Source organism: Aestuariivita sp. (assembly GCF_021404545.1).
Lineage (GTDB): Bacteria > Pseudomonadota > Alphaproteobacteria > Rhodobacterales > Rhodobacteraceae > Aestuariivita.
The window spans coordinates 15853-34219 of record NZ_JAAWWD010000071.1; the positions used below are offsets into that span (position 1 = coordinate 15853).

An 18367-nucleotide genomic window follows, 5' to 3' on the forward strand; every position below is an offset into this window, starting at 1 on the left:
CAACCCCTTGGAAAAAAATGTAATTTTGGGGGATTGGGGGCGATGTCCTTGGCCGTCCTCCGGCAGGTTTTGTACCCGTGACAGCCCAGTTTGGGGTTGTTATAGAAGCGGCATCTCCACGCGATAGAAATTGAGACCTCATGCAGATCGACGACACTTCACTTCCCGGGGTAAAGATCCTGACCCCGAAACGATTTGGCGATGCCCGCGGGTTTTTCAGCGAAAGCTGGAGTCGCAAGGTGCTGGCCGAGCAGGGCATCGATCTGGATTTCGTCCAGGACAACCATTCGCTGTCGGCCCAGGTGGGCACCGTGCGGGGCCTGCATTTTCAGGCGCCCCCCGATGCTCAGGACAAGCTGGTGCGCTGCGGGCAGGGGGCCTTGTTCGATGTGGCCGTCGATATCCGCAAGGGCAGCCCCACTTACGGCAAATGGTTCGGGATCGAGTTGACGGCGCAGAACGGCAAGCAACTGTTGGTGCCCAAGGGGTTCCTGCACGGGTTTTCCACCCGCGCCCCCAATACCGAGATCATCTATAAATGCACCGATTACTATGCGCCCCAATCGGATGGCGCGGTGCGGTTCGACGATCCGGGTATCGGCATCGACTGGGGCATCGAGGGCGAGGCCGTGCTGAGCGAGAAAGACGCCGCCGCCCCCTTGCTCAAGGATTTCGACAGCCCCTTTGTCTGGGAAGGATAAGAGATGAAACTGATCGTGACGGGGGGGGCCGGCTTTATCGGCTCGGCCGTGGTGCGCCAGGCCGTGGCGGCGGGCCACGAGGTGGTCAATCTGGACAAGCTGACCTATGCGGCGTGCCTGGACAATGTGGCCAGCGTGGCGGAGGCGCCCAATTACACATTCGTGCAGGCCGATATCTGCGACCGCGTGGCGATGGACACGCTGTTCTCTGATCACGCGCCGGATGCGATCATGCATCTGGCCGCCGAAAGCCATGTGGACCGGTCGATCGACGGCCCCGGCGCGTTTATCGAGACCAACATCACCGGCACCTATACCCTGCTGGAGGCCGCGCGCGCCTGGTGGACCACCGCGGGCAAGCCCGAGGGGTTCCGCTTCCACCACATCTCGACCGACGAGGTGTTCGGATCGCTGGGCGCCACCGGGCAGTTCACCGAAGAGACGCCTTACGATCCGCGCAGTCCCTATTCGGCCAGCAAGGCCGCCAGCGACCATCTGGTGCGCGCCTGGGCGGAAACCTATGGCCTGCCGGTGGTGCTGACCAATTGTTCGAACAATTACGGCCCCTTCCATTTCCCCGAAAAGCTGATCCCGGTCATCATCCTGAACGCGCTGGCGGGCAAACCGCTGCCGATCTATGGCGATGGGTCGAACGTGCGCGACTGGCTTTATGTCGAGGATCACGCCGATGCATTGCTGACGGTGCTGCAAAAGGGCGAGCTGGGGCGCAGCTATAATATCGGGGGCGAGAACGAACGCTCGAACCTGGAGCTGGTGACCACGCTTTGCGCCATTCTGGACGAGCTGAAACCGGGGCCGCACCCTTATGCCGATCTGATCACCTATGTGACCGACCGGCCCGGCCATGACGCGCGCTATGCCATCGATCCCACGCGCATCCGCACCGAACTGGGCTGGCGGCCTTCCGTCACCGTCGAGGAAGGGCTGCGCCTGACCGTGGAATGGTATCTGAACAACGAGACCTGGTGGCGCGCCTTGCAGGATCGCGCCGGTGTCGGGGAACGTCTGGGGGTGACCGCATGAAGCTGCTGGTGTTTGGAGAGATCGGCCAGCTGGGCCAGGAACTGATCCGGCGTGCGGGCGATGTGGCGCTGGAAGTGCGCGGGCTGGAAGAGGCCGATTTCACCGACCCCGACGCCTGTGCCGGGTTCGTGGCCGCCACCGATGCCGATGCGGTGATCAACGCGGTGGCCTACACGGCGGTCGACAAGGCCGAGGAACAGGAAGATCTGGCCCTTCAGATCAACGGCACCACGCCGGGCGCGATTGCGCGGGCGGCCGCCGCGCGCGGTCTGCCCCTGATCCATGTCTCGACCGATTACGTGTTTGACGGGTCGGGCGACCGACCGTTCCTGCCCGACCATCCCACCGGGCCTCTGGGCGCCTATGGCCGCACCAAGCTGGTGGGCGAGGATCAGGTGCGCGCGGCAGGCGGGCCGCATGCCATCCTGCGCACGTCCTGGGTGGTGTCGTCGCATGGCCATAATTTCATCAAGACCATGCTGAAACTGGGCGCGGAACGCGACCGGCTGACCATCGTGGCCGACCAGATCGGCGGCCCGACCCCGGCGGCCGCCCTGGCCGATGCCTGCATCGCCGCCGCGCGCGGCCTGCTGGCCGATCCGGGCAAATCAGGCGCCTATCACGTCTCGGGCGGGCCGGATGTCAGCTGGGCCGATTTCGCGCGCGAGATCTTTGCCCAGGCCGGGATCGACTGCGAGGTGGCCGATATCCCCAGCTCGGACTATCCCACGCCGGCCAAACGCCCGCTGAATTCGCGGATGGACAATTCCAGTTTCGAGGCGGCCTTCGGCCTGCCGCGCCCGGACTGGCGCGCGGGCCTGCGCGAGATACTGACTGATCTCGGAGCGATCTAGGATGGCCGCCCGGCGCGCCAGCACAGCCAGAAAGGGTCGGCTCTTGCGTCACCCGCGCACCGACCTGGTGGCGCTGGACAAAAACGCGGCCCATGGCTTTGCCGCGACCCATGCGCTGGTGTGCTATCCGACCGATACGGTCTACAGCTTCATTCCCAAGAACGGCTGTTCGACCCTGCGGCTGAGCCTGGCGATCGCCAATGGCTGTGCGGCGGGCCCCGAGGACTGGCCCTGGATCCATCCCAATAACGGCACCTTCCGAGCCTCCTTGCGCGATCTGGTGACGGCGCAATTCACCTTCGTGGTGCTGCGCTGTCCGTTCCGGCGGCTGGCCAGCGTTTTTCTGGACAAGATCCTGTCGCACACCCCCGAATTCTGGCAGCTCTTTCGGATGGAGCGGGATGCGCTGGATCACGATGCCCTGAGTTTTCGCGGCTTTGTCGAATTGCTGGATCAGCCCGACCGGCTGAGCGCCAATATCCACTGGCGTCCGCAGAGCGATTTTCTGATCTATGACACCTATGATGCGTATCTGACGCTGGAAAATTTCGCCGAAGGCATCGCGCGGATCGAACGCGACGGGTTCGCGGTGCACGACGCCCGCGCGCTGACGCGCCACGGCACCGATCAGTACAGCGCCGAGGCCGAGGGCCCATTTGCCGACACACCGATCATCACGTTGCGCGCCATGCAGCGCGAGGGCCGTCTGCCGGGCTATGCCACCCTTTATGACGCGGATCTGATCGCGGCGGTGCGGAGCCTCTATGCCGATGATATACGGCTCTATGCCGACCATGCGGACCCGGCAGGATTGCTGTTTCCAGACCAATACCAAGATTTGAAAGGGACATTTAATGACCAAACGTAAAGGCATCATTCTGGCCGGGGGCAGTGGCACGCGGCTCTATCCGATCACCATCGGGGTCTCGAAACAACTTCTGCCGATTTATGACAAGCCGATGGTCTACTACCCGCTCAGCGTGCTGATGCTGGCCGGTATCCGCGAGATCTGCATCATCACCACGCCGCAAGATCAAGAGCAGTTCATCCGCACCCTGGGCGATGGCAGCCAATGGGGCATTTCGCTGAGCTATGTCATCCAGCCCAGCCCCGATGGGCTGGCCCAGGCCTATATCCTGGCCGAGGAGTTTCTGGCCGGCGCCCCGTCGGCGATGGTTCTGGGTGACAATATCTTCTTTGGCCACGGTCTGCCGCAACTGATGGAGCAGGCCGACCGCCAGACCGGTGGCGGCACGGTCTTTGGCTATCACGTGGCCGATCCCGAACGCTATGGCGTTGTGGAATTCGACGAGGCAGGAGCGGTCAAGTCCATCATTGAAAAACCCCAGAACCCGCCGTCCAACTATGCGGTGACCGGGCTTTATTTTCTGGACGGGAGCGCCTCTGCGCGGGCGCGTGAGGTCGCGCCGTCGGAACGGGGTGAGGTCGAGATCACCAGCCTTTTGGAGATGTATCTGGCCGATGGCCTGCTCAGCGTCAAACGCATGGGGCGCGGTTATGCCTGGCTCGATACCGGCACCCATGGCAGCCTTCTGGATGCCGGCAACTTTGTGCGCACGCTGGAAAAACGCCAGGGTTTGCAAACCGGCAGCCCCGAGGAGATCGCGTTCGATCACGGCTGGATCAGTGCCGAAGAGCTGGCCGAACGGGCGCAGCTTTTCAAGAAAAACGGCTATGGTGGTTATCTGGCCGATCTGCTTGGCTGAGCGGCGCAGCGGTGGGCGTCAGAGCCGGTTGAGCAGGGTCGTCACCCATAACATGGCCTGATTGGCCCGGCCCTTGCGGTAAAGCCCGGTGTCGCGCAGCATTGCCAGCCGGGCGGGTGTGGCGCCGTGGCGGTCTTTTGCGAACCGGGCCAGCAGGGCGCGCGCCTGGGGTGTCAGATGCGCCTGGCAGGCGCTGAGAGCTGCGATATTGGCGGTGTTCCAGCCCCGGTATGTGCCGCGCAGCATATCGCCTGTCCGCTTGAGCTTGGAGCGCAGGCTGGAATTCGCGCCGATCTGGTTGCTCCGGTGCTGGCGATAGAGGATCTGCGGCGTCTCGTCCAACAGCACGGCGCCGCCCGAACCCGCGATCAGCTGGTAAAGAAACCAATCATGCACCGCCGGGGTGGGCAGGCCGGGCAGGCAGGCCTGCACCAGATCCAGCGCGGCGCGGTTGAGCACCATGGTATTGCCGCCCGCATAATTCTGCACCAGCGCATGGCGAAACTCGTAGGGCGGCGGGACGGGCCGGGACAGGGTGCGTCTGTCGGTCTTGCCGTCCCATTCCCAGCTGCGCGTGCCCAACAGGGCCGGGCGGTCCTGATACGGTGTCAACGCGGCCACTGCGCGCTCCAGCTTTTCGGGCAGCCAGATGTCATCCTGGTCCGATAACGCGGTATAGTCCGTTTGCGGCGCCGGGCGCGCCAGGAGGGCCAGATAATTGGCGCTGAGGCCCTGGCCGGGGCCGGGGGCGTGATGCCAGCGAATATGCCCTGGCGCGTCGGCGGCAAACCGCTCGAACCGGTCCACGGTGCCATCCTTGGACCCGTCATCTGCCGCCAGCACCCAGGCGGGCGCCAGGGTCTGGTCGCAAAAGCTCTGGAGTTGCGCATCCAGATGATCGGCCCCGTTATGCAACCCCAGCAGCACCGCGATGCGCGGACCGGAGGGGAGGGGAGGGGAGGTAGAGTGCGGCATGTCCGCAGCGGGCTAATCGTGCGGCGTGGGGCTGTCAATGCACTGTGCGCGCGTGTCTCTGGACCCCGGGCGCGATTGTCGCTAGGTCGTCGGGGCAAGACGAACGAGGTGGATCTTGCAATATCTAGAACTGGGCCCGCGCCCGCTGATTTTCAGCCAGCACAATATCGTGTTGTCGTTTTCTCCGAAATCGGCCTGTTCGCATGTGATCGTCTGGTTTTTGCTGAAAGAGGGGCTGCTTGGCGCGGCCAATTACTATCATGAATGGCCGCATGCGTTCCGCACGGATGTCTATTACCATACCCGTGTTTACAAGGCGCGCGCGCAGAAGCTGATCAAATCCGAAGGGCAGGGGTTCACCCTGATCCGGGTCACCCGCGATCCGGCCAAGCGGCTGGTGTCGTGTTACCGCCATGCCTGCCGGTGGAACCTGATCGATCATCTGGTGCGCCGCAAGGTGGGCATCAAACCGGCCGAGGACGGGATGTCGATGATGGATTACTACACCGCATTGCGGGGCGAAGATCTGATGCTGCCGTCCAAGGTGGATGTGCATGCCTGTGCCCAGACCCATCCGGTCTGGAAGGTCGGGTTCGACCGGATCATCACGCTGAATGTGGATGAAACCCATCTCAACCCCGGCCTGCATGCGATCGAGGCCGAGCTGGGCCTGGGCCATACCCATTTCGACCGGCACCCCAAATTCGACGCCCTGCGCGAGACCCACTACGCCACCGACACCCCCCATACCGGCCCGGAACCGGTCGAGGCGCTGCGCATCAGACGTAAGCAAACCGGCAGATTTCCGAAAAAACAGCTTGAGGCGCTGCCTCTGGTTCAGCAGATGACGGCCGAATTGCACGGTGCCGATCTGGGTCATGTCCAGTCCGGCGACAGCCAGGGGGTGCTGTTTCAGCCGGGCGCGGCCACGATGAAACCCGCCGCCGCCCGGGTCAGCTGACCCGGGTCAGCACGAAGACATCGCGGAACGATCCAACCACGCCGATGGTGGGATCATCCGGCAAGATCCGCAACACCGACATGCGCGGCTCCCAGGCACGCATCAGATCGCTGATATCCTGCCCGAAATGGAAGGTCACCAGCGCGCCATCGCCGCTGATCGGATTGCCGTGATATTCCGGTTCGGCCAGATGCTCGACCCCGTCCTCGAAATAGATCGCGCGGCGCATGGTGCTGGTGCGGTCCTGATAGATCGGGGTGGTGAAAATCGCCATGCCGCCGATTTTCAGCGTGCGCGCCATTTCATGCAGGCATTTGTCGGGCCGGTTGACATGTTCCATCACATCCAGATGCACGTGCAGATCCAGGCTCTGATCGGGGAAGGTCAGCGCTTGGAGATCCTCGGACTGGAAAAAGTCCCTGGTCTGGCCGCGCGGCACGTCCTCGTAATAATGCGAGCCGATATAGCCGCGGCATTCGCGGGCCAGCCGTTCCGAGACCGGGCGTTCGGCAGGCGAGCTTTCGTGGATCTGCTTGGTGCGCCAGTCGGGGCAGAATCTCTCCAGCGCCCAGTGAAAGGCGCGCTCCCGCGGCAAGGATCCGCAATTGCGGCACAGCAGATGATCGCGAAACCAGCCATCGGCGCTTTCGAACCCTTCGGACGCGGAGCAGACCGGGCAGGTGCCTTCAAATGTGATCACAGATATGTCCTCAAAACCGAAAGATAGGCAGAGCGGTATTGCTCACTGGGTTCCAGCATGGCTTTTTCGGCCCATTCGTTCCATGCATTTATAAAAAGCTCGTTGCGATAGGAGGCGGGAACCCGCCGCGCCAGCATGCCCCGCAGCCAGTGATCGAACCGTGCGGGATTGGCGCCATAAGCGATATGGGCCTTGCGCCCGCGCCGGGCCGTGTTGTCCCAGCAGGGCATGATGCCCGCAATCGTGTGGCGCGGCAGAGAGCGCGCGTAATATTGCGACAGGCTGGTCTGGCGCACGGTGTCGTAGTCATAGATCAGGCCGGAAAAGCTGGGGCTGACCCCGGCCTGCATCACGTCCCCCTCGGGGCCCCCGAACAGATAATCATCCGACCCCACCAACCCGTGGGGCGGCATTTCCACCCAGAAATCAAAGAGGTCGGCAGGCACCGGGCTTTCGCCCTCGATATGAAACAGCACCGCCCCCAGTTCGACCTCGCCCACGCCCGCGTCGCGCCAGGCATCGCGCATCTCGGAAATCGCTGTGGCGGGGTCGGGCATATCCTCGGGGCGGTAGATCACGAAGCGGGGCCGGGTGCCATCGGGGCGCTGATAGCGCGGGTCGTTGAAATAGGGCACCAGGCTGTGCGCGAGTTCGGTGGCAAATCCCGGCGCATAGGATTGCGGCATCAGCACCTCGCCCGAGAGCCCGTCCCAATTGCGCCGCCAGCTTTCATTGGCCCAGCAGAGGTAGAAGGGAAAGTCGATCTCGGGGCGGGTCATCAACTGGTCGATGGGGGTCTCAAGGATGCGTTTGCCGTCAAACCAGTAGTGATAGACGCAAAACGCGTCGATGCCCGCGCCCTTGGCCAGCGCCGCCTGCTGGCCCATCACATCCGTCACCCGCAGATCGTAAAATCCCAGATCGGCAGGCAGCATCGGCTGCACATGGCCGCCGAACTGCGCCTCGGCCCGGGTCACGCTGGTCCATTCGGTGAACCCCGGACCCCACCAGGCATCGTTTTCCGGCACGGGATGGAATTGCGGCAGATAGAACGCGGATACAAGGCCGGGCCGGGGCAGGGCCGGGGCTGGTTTGGCCTCTTTCAATTGCGTGGTTTGCAGGATCTTCATCCCGCCCGCCTCGGCCAGCATCCCCAGCGCGCGCTCCATCGCATGGGCGAGCGTCCCATCGGTCTGGCCGCGCTCGGGCTCGAAATTGTCAGGCCGCAGCTGCAACCCGCGGATCATGTCGATCACCCGCGGTTTCAGCCAATAGATCGAGCCTGCGGGAAACGACAGGTGATCCTCATCGGGCGTCAGCTCGATCCGGTGCAGAAGCTGGGCCACCATGGTGAAGTTCGACCCCCACCATTGCGTGTCGTTGTAATGCTGGCCATCGGCCACCCAGAAGGCGGCCTCGTGATCGGCGGCAAAGCGCGCGACCAGATCGCGTGTGCCGGGACCGGGCAGGATGCCGTCGATCAGATGCTGGCGCCAGCGATCGCCATCCTGGCGGTGCGGCGATTTCTTGGTGTGGAACTTGCACACCGCGTCATAGCCATCCAGCCAGCCGGCATTGACCAGATGCACGAAGGGAAAGATATCGCGCCCGTGATTGGGCATCACCACCACGCGGGCCCGGGGGTATTCTTCGGCGATGCGCGCGGCCAGCCCGTCGGCATCCTCGCCCTTGCGTTCGGTGATTGTGACATAGAGATCGAAGTCGATATCGAGGCTTTCCAGCTTGGCGCGAAACTGGTCCCACAGATCGTGGTAATACATGTGGATGACGATGGCGTAAGCCGCCTGGGCCACCGCCGGATCGCGCAGGGCTGGCACCGAGACGGTGTTTTCCGTCCAGTCGCCCGGCAGGTCCTTGGTCAGGCGGTCTTCATGGCGGCCAATGCGCAGGAAATGATCGAAGGGCGCCATGCCGCTGGCGGCCACATCGGCATTGTGGCGCAGATAGGCATGGGGCGAGAAATCGGGATTGGGATAAAGCCCGGCCTGTTCCCCCATCAGGGCGAAATGGCGCTCGGGCATATAGTGAAAGACTTTGTGGATTAGGGGGTTGGCGCTGAGATAGAACTGGCGGTCAAACAGGCCGCTTTTCTTCATCCGGCGAATATAGAGCAGCTTGGAAGGTGACAGCAACAGCACCTGCAGCGCTTTTTTGAGTTTGGTCACGTCAGGCCCGCATCCCTGTCTTCACGCATCATCCAGCGCGCTTAGCAGGTGTGTTTGCAGGGGTCAAACCGCCGGGGCGCCTGCTGCAAAAATCTCTGATCTGTGGTGTGTTTGACACTTGAGGACGGAGCGGGCATAGGATGCCCAGTTCGCGTGCCAGACGGTTTGTCCGCAGGGCTTTTTTACCGGACTTCAAGGTTCAAACATTTGGATCAGACGCGGATGACACGGAAAATCATTCTTCATATCGGGCCGGCCAAGACGGGGACCAGCAGCCTGCAGGAGGCGCTGTTTGCCAATCGCGCCCTGCTGATGCAGAACGGTTTTCATTACCCTGAATTCGGCCGCCACCGGCAGATGCCGAACCTGCCCGGCCATCACGGCATTCAGGGCGAGCTGGGCAACAATCGCCCGGTGCCGCAGGATATCATCGACGGAATGGCCACGCTGGACCCCGATCTGACGGTGGTGTTTTCCTCGGAAAACCTGGCCAACCTGCCACAGGAGGCCATTCGTCAGCTGATCGAGACGTTATCGCCCGCCGCATTCCAGGTCGTCTATTATGCGCGGCGCTGGGATCACCTGGTGCCGTCGGTCTGGCAGGAGCTGATCAAACACGGTCACAGTCAGAGCTATCTGGAATATATCAACCGGCAGCTCTCGGCGCCGCGCAACAACCACCATCTCAATTACAAGCTGCCGCTGGACCGTTGGGCCAATGTCGTGGGTAAATCGCAGATCGACGTATTCAGCTATGACGGGGTCAACGCGGCGGACCTCGGGATTGTCGCGCATTTCTTCGACCAGGTGCTGGGCATTGCCGCCCCCTATCAGCAAGAGCCGCGGAGCAACACGCGCAACACGCCGATCTTCACCGAAACCCTTCGGATGCTCAACCGGCTGACCTATGGCGGCAAGCCCTCCTCGCCGAAGGTGCGGACCGAACTGATGCGCAACCTGCCGCTGGTCGAGGGCGAGCTGGCAGAGATCGAACAGATGCTGAAGCCTTACGTGGCGCGCGCGCCGTTGTGCGCCCCGTTCGTGTTTTTTCAGATCGAACGGGAATTTCTGGCGCAATACGCTCCCCGGGTCCGCAATCTGGATGAGGATGGACGGCTGTTCGGCAATATCCTTTTTCAGCCGACCGACTATGTCCAGTGTCCCTATCTGTTCGAAACCCAAGCGCTGGCGCTCTATCGCCGTATTCTGGAGCGGCTGGAGCTGAAAAAGGCCCCGGCGTCCTCAGATGTTCAGCGCGTCGCGCAAGTGTCGCCTCAGCAGCATCAGGCCGATTAGGAAAAACAACAGCGACAGCCCCATCACATAGGTGACCGAGATATAATTGGCCTCGTAAGTGGCATAGATGCCCCGGCGCATCATCCCCACGATATGGACGAGCGGATTATACCACAGGAAATCCCGAAACTGCTGAGGGATATCTTCGAACAAAAAGAAGATGCACGAGATGATGAACATCGGTCGATTCGCGATGGCCCAGACCTGCACATAGGCCGGGAACGCCACGAACAGATAACAATTCATCGTGCCTATCCCCAATGTCAGGGCGCCCGCCATCAAAAGTGCCAGCAGGATGGAACTCAGATCCAGGATCAGCTTTAGGTCGTAGATCACGATGATGCCGGTCAGCACGATATAGATGACCATCATCTGGGTCAGCATGTTCAGCATGAACCGCGCCAGAATGGCGTCCAGAGGTGTGACGGCCGGATATTCCAGCAGCGGTCGCGAAAACTGGACCGCACTCGCCACCTTGTTGCCGACAATCATGTAGATCTGGAACATCAGATAGCCCGATGCGTAAAACAGCGGAAAGTTCGATCCAAGCGACGGTGAGCGAAGCACCAGGGCAAACACGATCGACAACAGCGCAAGGGCGGCGACCGGTTCGATCAGGGCCCAAAGATAGCCCATCACCGATCGGCCATAGGTCGTCGCCATCTCTCTCAGCATCAAAGCAAAGATCGTGCGGCCCGAGCGCAGGTTGCGGGTACGAGGGACTTGGGCGGGAGCAACCATCATGCGGCCTTTTTGCCTTGGGCTGGTATTCAACTTGACACAACTGATATAAGACGGAAGGTGCCGCGATATTCAATAAGGCGTCTTCGTTTGAACGATAAACCATCCCAATCCAACGCTGCTTCTGACACACCCAAGCCTGCGGCTCAACCCGCGGGACCCGGCGCCAAACCTGCCGGTCCGAATGCAGGAGCCAAGCCAGGCCCGAATGCCGGTCCCAACAAGGGTCCGGGTGGCGCTGCGCGCCCTGGACAACCGCCGCAAGGCCCCCGTGTGATTGAAATGCCCCCCATGGCCAGCTCGGCCAAGCCCAAGGCGCGGCATTGGGGGATCTTGCTCAGTTTTCTGATCTGCGTGATCGCGCCTACGGCGCTGGCGGGGTATTATCTTTATGCCGTCGCGGTCGATCAGTATGAATCCCGTGTGGGCTTTGCGGTACGCGCCGAAGAGACCGAATCCGCGCTCGATGTGCTCAGTGGGATCAGCGGGCTGTCCCATGCCAGTTCGTCCGATACCGATATCCTTTATAAGTTCATTCAAAGCCAGGAGATCGTCGAACGCATCAACGCCAAGCTGGACCTGCGCGCGATCTTTACCAAGCCGGCTTACGATCCGGTGTTCGAATTGGGTGATGACCCTTCCATCGAATCCTTGCTGCGCTATTGGCAGCGGATGGTGCGGATCTATTACGACAGCGGCACCGGGCTGATCGAAGTGCGGGTCTTTGCCTTTGAACCCGAGGATGCCCATGCGGTGGCCGAGCTGATCTTTGAGGAATCCAGTGACAAGATCAACGCGCTGACCGCCATCGCCCGCGAAGATGCCACCCGCTATGCCGAAGAGGAGCGCGATCAGGCGATTGCGCGTCTGATTGATGCGCGCCGGGCGCTGACCGCGTTTCGGGTCGAAACCCAGATCGTTGATCCCAGCGCCGATATCGCCGGTCAGATGGGATTGCTGAACACACTTCAGGGCCAGCTGGCCGAAGCCCTGATCGAGCTGGATCTGATCCTGGAGACCACGCGTCAGGGCGATCCACGGGTCGAGCCGGCCCGGCTGCGCATCCGGGTGATCGAAGACCGGATTGCGGCTGAACGCACCAAACTGGGGGTTGGCGGCCAGCAGGCCACGGACAGCGGTGACCCCGAGGGCGGCTATGCAGCGGTTATCGGCGAATTCGAAGAGTTACAGGTGGATCTGGAATTTGCCGAAACCTCCTATATCAGCGCGCTGAGCGCCTATGACGCGGCCCGCTCCGAGGCACAGCGCACCAGCCGGTATCTGACGGCCTATGTCCGCCCGACCCAGGCCCAGACCTCGACCGGACCCGACAGGCTTTTGCTGACGGGTCTGGTGTTGGGGTTTGCGCTCCTGTCCTGGTTTATCGGATTGCTGGTCTATTACAGCCTGCGGGATCGACGTTGAGGCGCAGACCATGATCCGGCTGGAGAACCTGAGCAAATCCTTCTATTTCCGCGGCGAGCGGAAAGTTGTCGCCGACAATCTGAACCTGGAATTTCCGGCAGGCATCTCTGTGGGGCTGCTGGGGCGGAACGGAGCGGGTAAATCGACCCTGTTGCGCATGATTGCGGGCAGTATCTATCCGGATGCAGGCCGGATCCGAACCAAGGGGACGATCTCGTGGCCCATCGGCTTGGCAGGCAGTTTCCACGTGGATCTCTCGGGCGCGCAGAACACCCGGTTTCTGGCGCGGGTTTACGGGGTGGATACCGACGAGCTGCTGGATTTTGTCGCAGGGTTTGCCGAACTGGGCATCCATTTCCAGCAGCCCGTGCGCACGTATTCGTCGGGGATGCGGGCGCGGCTGGCTTTTGGCATCGCGATGGGCATGCGGTTTGACACCTATCTGGTGGACGAGGTGACCTCTGTGGGGGACGCGTCCTTCCGGGTCAAAAGCGAAGCCGTCTTTCTGGAGCGGATGGGCAAGTCGGGGGCCATCGTGGTGACCCACGCGCCGCCGATGATGCGGCGAATGTGCCAGGCGGGCGCGGTTCTGGAAAACGGGCAGCTGACCTATTTCGAGGATGTGAACGAAGCGATTCGTTACAGCAATCAGACCATGCTGGGCTGATCCCGCAAAAAGGGCGCCATGATGTGCCACAGCGCCCTTTGCAATGTCAGATCCGGCACTCAGGCCAGCAGGTCGAACACATCCGACGAGCCTGCGATTTGCAGGTTGATCTCGTCCTGGCCTTCACCATCGACCAGCGCCCACATGATCTGGCCGGTGGGTTTGTAGATCACGAAAGCTTCGCGCACATCGTCATCGCCCGAGCGTTCCCCCTCGGAGCTGGCGGTATGGGCGAAATTGACCTGGAAGTCATCCGCGCTGGCCGTGGACTTGCCAAAGAACAGCACATCTCCCGCCGGGGCCAGATAATCCTGCACCCAGTCCGAGCCGTGGCCTTCGACACCCGCGTGAAAGAACTTGTCCGCCCCCGCACCGCCATTGATCCGGTCAAAGCCAAAGCCGCCATTGACGAAATCATTGCCGTCGCCGCCGAACACCAGATCGGAAAACGCCGATCCGGTGATCACGTCGTCGCCATCCTGGCCTTCGATCTCATCCACGCCAAAGCCGCCCGCAAGGATATCGTCACCCGCTTCGCCAAAGATCAGGTCGTTGCCGTACCCGCCATCGACCCGGTCGTCGCCGGCCCCGGCAAAGATGGTGTCGCGCCGGTCGGCCATGGTGTCGCCGCCATTGATCGTGTCATTGCCGCTGCCGCCATTGATCGTGTCGGTGCCATCGCCGCCATTCAGGATGTCATCGCCATCGTCGCCGCGCAGCACGTCATCGCCCGCCAGCCCGTTGATCACATTGTTCAGCGCGTTGCCGGTCAGGTCGTCATTGCCCGCGGTGCCGTCGAAGGTGGTGATCCCGATGCCGATATCTTCGCCCTGCTGGATGATCTCGATCCCGCGCCCGGTCACATCGCCGGTGAAGGTGAGGAAGAAATCGTCGATGCCGTCCTCGCCCGTCAGATCCGCCGACAGGATGGTGTTGCCGCCGGCGAAGTCCAGTGTCGGGGTGCCAAAGAAGCTTTCGGTGCGGATGAAGATCGCATCGCGATCCGACAGATCGGTGATCGTGTCCCCATTGAGCGAGCTCCCGGGCCCTGTAACCAGATCATTGCCGTCGCCCGTGGTGATAATGTCGATGCCGGCACCGGGGCTGATATCGTCATTGCCCGCGCCTGCGTCGATCGTGTCATTGCCGGTGCCGCCGTCGATATTGTCATTGCCGGTGCCGCCGGTGATGATGTCGTTGCCCGCGCCGCCATCCAGCGCGTCATCGGCGCCCAGACCGTCGATCGTGTCATTGCCACCCAGACCCAGGATCACATCCTCGTCCTCGGTACCGGTCAGTGTGTCGTTCCCGGCGGTGCCGGTTTCCGTCACCTCACCGGCGATGGTCGCCAGACCGGCGCGCACCGCATCGGCCACGTCCGAGCTGGAGCTTGAGGTGCGGATCACCACGCCGTCGCTGCCCAGATCCTCGAGGGCTTCGTCGTAATCACCGGGCGACCCGGACGTGCCGATGATCGGGATGGCCCCCATGGTGCGGAACGCTTCGCCCACCGCCATAACCAGCGGGTCGGCGGCGTCCTCGGTGCGCTCGGCTCCGGTGTCGAAGCCGGGATCGTCCGGGTCCCGTTCGTCCGGGGTGAAGCCCAGCGTATCCCCGCTTCCGCCACTGCCGCTGTCGGCGGCCTCGGTCGAGATGACCGACAGGCCCGCAGTCGGACCGCCGCCTTCGGTATCGATGCCTTCGGTCTCAAGGAAGTTCAGAACCTGATCTTCGGTGAGCCCGTAATCGGTCGCGTCATGGGCCGAGGCGTCAGTGGCCATATAGATGATCCGCGAGCTGTCCTCGCGCAGGTTCAGCCCCACGCCATTGGCCGCGCGCCACAGGCCGACCCATTGCGCCTCGGGGAAGTCGCCGCCAAACCCGGTGCTGAGACCGTCAAGCGTGCTCTCGAACGCGGCCACATCATCGGTCAGCGCCAGTTCGGCCCGATAAAGATAATCGCCCGCGCCGCCATAGGGGCTGACCGGCAGGTCGATGAAGGATGCGATGGCGAATTGCACATCCGGATTATCGTCGCGCAGATCCGCCGCGATCTGCTTGGCCGAAGCGACAAAGTTGGGCAGGTCGTCTCTGAACGACCCGGACAGATCCACCAGGAAAGTGAAATCGAGCGGCGGGCAGTCTTCGATCTCAGCCGCGGTCAGATCAATCGTGGTATCCGAGAACCGCGCATTTTCCACATCGACCAGGATGTCGATGCCGTCGCTGCCGGACCCGCTGATATGTTCGATGGTCACGATGCCGGTCAGCTCGTCCCGGGTGATGTCATAGCTGGCGCAGGGGCCCGAGAAATACGCGGTATCCTCGCCGTCGCCACCATCGATGAGGTCGTCGCCGCCGCCGCCGATCAGTTCGTCATCGCCCGCGCCGCCGGTCAGGTCGTCATCGCCATCGGCGCCGGCCAGCATGTCATTGCCCGCGCCGCCATCCAGCTCGTTATCGGCCTCGTTGCCGATCAGCATGTCCTTGCCCGAGCCTGAGCTTGCGTTTTCGATCACCACCCCGTTGGCGATGGAATAGCCGCCCAGCTGGGTGCCGGTGCCGCCATCCGACAGGGTCGAGAAATAGCCGCCCGCGTGATACTCGGCGTCGATCAGTTCGTTCTGCGGCTGGCTGGTGGTGCCATTGCCGTGATCGGTCGCCATGGTGCTATAGGCATCGGTCTTCTTGATGTCGCTCAGCAGGGCCTTTTCCGCCGGGGTGTCGGTCTGCACCAGGGTGGCGTCATTGAGGTTGATATAGGCGTTCTTGGCGCCGCTATAGGCGATCTCATCCATCGTGCCCGCGGTATCCCAGATCGTATAGAAGGCCCGCCCGATCGAGATCGAATTGTCGCTGCCATCGACATCCAGCGCCGTGGTGCCCTGGTCGGTCAGCGTATAGGTGGTGTTGCCGGTATGGGCGGCCTTGGTGCCGTGCACCGCCTGGATCGCCGCGATATCCAAGGCGGCCAGGGTGACGTTGTTGCCGAAATTATCCAGGATCTGGGTGTCGATGCCGCCCAGCTCGTAGGACATCATCGTATAGCGGGCATTGTCGGCCTTGTTATCGGTGCTGACGGCAGCGCCGACCGACCAGGCGGTGGTGCCGCTGTCGCTGTTATGCGGGTGGCTGAGGCCCAGACCGTGACCCAGCTCGTGCAGGACCACAAAGAGCGGGAAGCCGCCGCCGCCGGTTTCGGGGTCCTCCTCAAGCGAGGCACTGCCCATCTTGTTGGTCAAAAAGGACTGGAAGTCATCCGTCTCGCCCGGCTTGGCCTTGGTGCCGGGGCCGTTCATCCAGGCGATCACCCCGTCGGGGATGGTCTGATAGCCGCCCGACCAGACCAGATCGGCGGTGGCCGTGCTGGCGGCGGCGGTGAACGACAGGTTGGTCACCAGCGAGAACGCATCCAGCGCGTCCGATATCGCATCCGACCAGATCTGTTCGGCCGCATCGGTGCTGTTGATCGGATCATGCGGGTTGGTGGCCGCCGGGGCCGAGCCAAACTCTTCTTGATAAAGCGCATCGATGGTGGCGGTGTCCGCCGTTGTGGCAAATGTGTGGGTCAGGGTCGAGGCATCCCATTGATTGGTCCGCTGAAGCCCCGCCAGCAAGGTATTGGTATTTGCGGCAACCGTTTTTGATCCGGCCATGGTATCCCCCTTCGGCAAAGATGCCTTGTTTCTAAGGTTTCATTTCAAATGTCTTTTGAGCCAGGCCTGCGCCTGGGCAGCGGCCCGGGACGGGGCCAGGGTGCAGCGGTCGGGCTGCGTTGGTTCAATCGTAAAAATCTGTCCTGCGGCGGATCCTGCCGCAGACCCCAGATTGCCGGCCAGAGCCGGGTGTGTCACCGCACCGTCGCCTGCCTCTTGCTGGGGCAATCCAACCAGTATCAGCGCGTCATAAAGCGCGTCTTGAGGCGGACGGATCAGGTATTGGGCCTGTGCAGGGGCCATCACGAACGCATCCGGGCGTACGGCACTGTCCAAAGGCCGCACCAACCGCCAGCGCGCATCATCGCCCTGAAACAATGCCGTGGCATCGCGTGCGGCCCCGCCTGGCACACCGCGCAGCTGCGCCTCTAGCATATCGTCGCTCACCCGGTTGAAAAACAGCGCCGCACCGGCGCGAAAATCGTTCGGATCGTCAAACCGGGTATCCACCGAAAACAGCCGCACCTGCATGCTACATTCCTTGGATTGGGACATTGCCGCACCGGCGCTTGCCCAAAAAAGCCCTCCGACCAAAACCAGGGCGGTGCATATGGGTATGGCATATATTGCAAAGCGCGAAGCCATGACTTTTACACTCTTGGACCCGTCACGTTCAGGGCCGCTGAAATCAGTATTGCCGCATAAAAAATCGGCTGCGGTCTCAATAAATTATTAAGGTTTGAACCCCAAGGAATCTCCCAGACTTAAGGAGATGAAACACCCGCGACCCTGCTGTGTCAAGCAAGCCCGCTTCCGCAAACCGGTTCGCGGTTCGTATTCGGCGGCAGATTATATATGTAAATCAGATATTTTTACGTGCAGGCGCATCGAGGCGTCGCTTACACCAGGAGGTCGAACACCTCGCCCCCAATCTGCAAATTGATCTGGGCCTCGCCGCCGCCATCGACCAGGGCCCACATGATCTGGCCGGTGGGTTTGTAGATCACGAAAGCCTCCTCGACCGCGTCATCACCCGACCGCTCGCCCGTGGTTCTCGAAGCGGTGTGGGTGAAGTTGACCTGGAAGTCGTCGGCGCTGGCGCTGGCATTGCCAAAGAGCAGCACGTCGCCATCGGCGGCGGTGTAATCCTGGATCCAGTCCGATCCGTGACCCGCGACACCTGCATGAAAGAACTTGTCGGCGCCGGACCCGCCGTTGACCCGATCAAACCCGAACCCGCCATTGACGAAATCATCGCCCGCGCCGCCAAAGACCAGATCCGACAGGGCCGAGCCGGGGACACCGTCATCGCCGTTCTGGCCATAAAGCTCCCGTCCGCCGAACCCCCCCCCGAAGCCGCCATTGCCACTCCACCCCAGAACATCTTACACTCCGATACCACCCCCCGCGCAACAACCACCCCCCCGCCAAAAA

17 protein-coding genes are annotated in these 18367 nt (G+C 62.2%); 10 read left to right on the top strand and 7 right to left on the bottom strand.

Annotated features, from left to right (window positions below; translation table 11 throughout):
• The first annotated feature begins 140 nt into the window (after window positions 1-140).
• From rfbC to rfbA, 5 genes are read left to right on the top strand one after another with little or no spacing between them, the layout of a single operon-like run.
• Entirely contained in the window at window positions 141-701 is a 561-nt protein-coding gene (gene rfbC, locus HEP69_RS22555) for a dTDP-4-dehydrorhamnose 3,5-epimerase (RefSeq protein WP_290560770.1), read from the top strand.
• Window positions 702-704: 3 nt separating this feature from the next.
• Window positions 705-1745, top strand: coding sequence for a dTDP-glucose 4,6-dehydratase (gene rfbB / locus HEP69_RS22560; protein ID WP_290560771.1), 1041 nt, complete (start codon window positions 705-707; stop codon window positions 1743-1745).
• A complete protein-coding gene (gene rfbD / locus HEP69_RS22565) occupies window positions 1742-2599 on the top strand; it encodes a dTDP-4-dehydrorhamnose reductase (RefSeq protein ID WP_290560772.1) in 858 nt (285 codons plus the stop codon). Before rfbB ends, rfbD begins: the two co-directional genes overlap by 4 nt.
• 1 nt (window position 2600) lies before the next feature.
• Entirely contained in the window at window positions 2601-3467 is an 867-nt protein-coding gene (locus tag HEP69_RS22570; protein ID WP_290560773.1) for a sulfotransferase family 2 domain-containing protein, read from the top strand.
• Window positions 3454-4326 (top strand): glucose-1-phosphate thymidylyltransferase RfbA, encoded by an 873-nt coding sequence (gene rfbA / locus HEP69_RS22575; protein WP_290560774.1) that lies wholly within the window; start codon window positions 3454-3456, stop codon window positions 4324-4326. Before HEP69_RS22570 ends, rfbA begins: the two co-directional genes overlap by 14 nt.
• A gap of 18 nt (window positions 4327-4344) precedes the next feature.
• Here the strand turns inward: rfbA and HEP69_RS22580 are convergent, their stop codons facing one another.
• The gene (locus HEP69_RS22580) at window positions 4345-5301 is read right to left on the bottom strand and encodes a glycosyltransferase (protein ID WP_290560775.1); all 957 of its coding nucleotides are present in this window, start codon (window positions 5299-5301) and stop codon (window positions 4345-4347) included.
• A 115-nt stretch (window positions 5302-5416) separates the two neighbouring features.
• Between HEP69_RS22580 and HEP69_RS22585 the strand changes: the two genes are divergently transcribed.
• A complete protein-coding gene (locus tag HEP69_RS22585; protein WP_290560776.1) occupies window positions 5417-6262 on the top strand; it encodes a hypothetical protein in 846 nt (281 codons plus the stop codon).
• Here the strand turns inward: HEP69_RS22585 and HEP69_RS22590 are convergent.
• Window positions 6255-6962, bottom strand: a complete 708-nt coding sequence (locus HEP69_RS22590) for a methyltransferase domain-containing protein (RefSeq protein ID WP_290560777.1) — start codon at window positions 6960-6962, stop codon at window positions 6255-6257. The two genes, HEP69_RS22585 and HEP69_RS22590, sit on opposite strands and share 8 nt — an antisense overlap.
• Window positions 6959-9148, bottom strand: a complete 2190-nt coding sequence (locus HEP69_RS22595; protein ID WP_290560778.1) for a glycoside hydrolase family 99-like domain-containing protein — start codon at window positions 9146-9148, stop codon at window positions 6959-6961. Before HEP69_RS22595 ends, HEP69_RS22590 begins: the two co-directional genes overlap by 4 nt.
• A gap of 222 nt (window positions 9149-9370) precedes the next feature.
• Between HEP69_RS22595 and HEP69_RS22600 the strand changes: the two genes are divergently transcribed.
• A complete protein-coding gene (locus tag HEP69_RS22600) occupies window positions 9371-10444 on the top strand; it encodes a hypothetical protein (protein ID WP_290560779.1) in 1074 nt (357 codons plus the stop codon).
• Here HEP69_RS22600 and HEP69_RS22605 read toward each other — a convergent pair.
• Window positions 10391-11188, bottom strand: a complete 798-nt coding sequence (locus tag HEP69_RS22605) for an ABC transporter permease (protein ID WP_366111810.1) — start codon at window positions 11186-11188, stop codon at window positions 10391-10393. The genes HEP69_RS22600 and HEP69_RS22605 overlap by 54 nt on opposite strands.
• A gap of 279 nt (window positions 11189-11467) precedes the next feature.
• Here HEP69_RS22605 and HEP69_RS22610 point away from each other — a divergent pair, with 279 nt between their 5' ends.
• Window positions 11468-12610, top strand: coding sequence for a sugar transporter (locus HEP69_RS22610; protein WP_290560786.1), 1143 nt, complete (start codon window positions 11468-11470; stop codon window positions 12608-12610).
• Window positions 12611-12620: 10 nt separating this feature from the next.
• Window positions 12621-13277 carry an ABC transporter ATP-binding protein gene (locus tag HEP69_RS22615; RefSeq protein ID WP_290560780.1) on the top strand — a complete coding sequence of 219 codons (657 nt, stop codon included), beginning with the start codon at window positions 12621-12623 and terminating at the stop codon, window positions 13275-13277.
• A gap of 59 nt (window positions 13278-13336) precedes the next feature.
• Here the strand turns inward: HEP69_RS22615 and HEP69_RS22620 are convergent, their stop codons facing one another.
• The 3 genes from HEP69_RS22620 to HEP69_RS23800 all read right to left on the bottom strand — a co-directional run bounded on the left by HEP69_RS22620 (window position 13337) and on the right by HEP69_RS23800 (window position 18219).
• Window positions 13337-16933 (bottom strand): M10 family metallopeptidase C-terminal domain-containing protein, encoded by a 3597-nt coding sequence (locus HEP69_RS22620; protein ID WP_290560781.1) that lies wholly within the window; start codon window positions 16931-16933, stop codon window positions 13337-13339.
• 39 nt (window positions 16934-16972) lie between these two features.
• Complete coding sequence (locus HEP69_RS22625) at window positions 16973-17464, bottom strand: hypothetical protein (RefSeq protein WP_290560782.1); 492 nt, start codon at window positions 17462-17464, stop codon at window positions 16973-16975.
• Between the two features lie 368 nt (window positions 17465-17832).
• Window positions 17833-18219 (bottom strand): hypothetical protein, encoded by a 387-nt coding sequence (locus HEP69_RS23800; RefSeq protein ID WP_366111813.1) that lies wholly within the window; start codon window positions 18217-18219, stop codon window positions 17833-17835.
• On the opposite strand from HEP69_RS23800, the gene HEP69_RS22635 reads away from it, so the two are divergent.
• A partial coding sequence (locus HEP69_RS22635; protein WP_290560784.1) for a hypothetical protein occupies window positions 18118-18367 on the top strand: 250 nt, incomplete at its 3' end. The genes HEP69_RS23800 and HEP69_RS22635 overlap by 102 nt on opposite strands.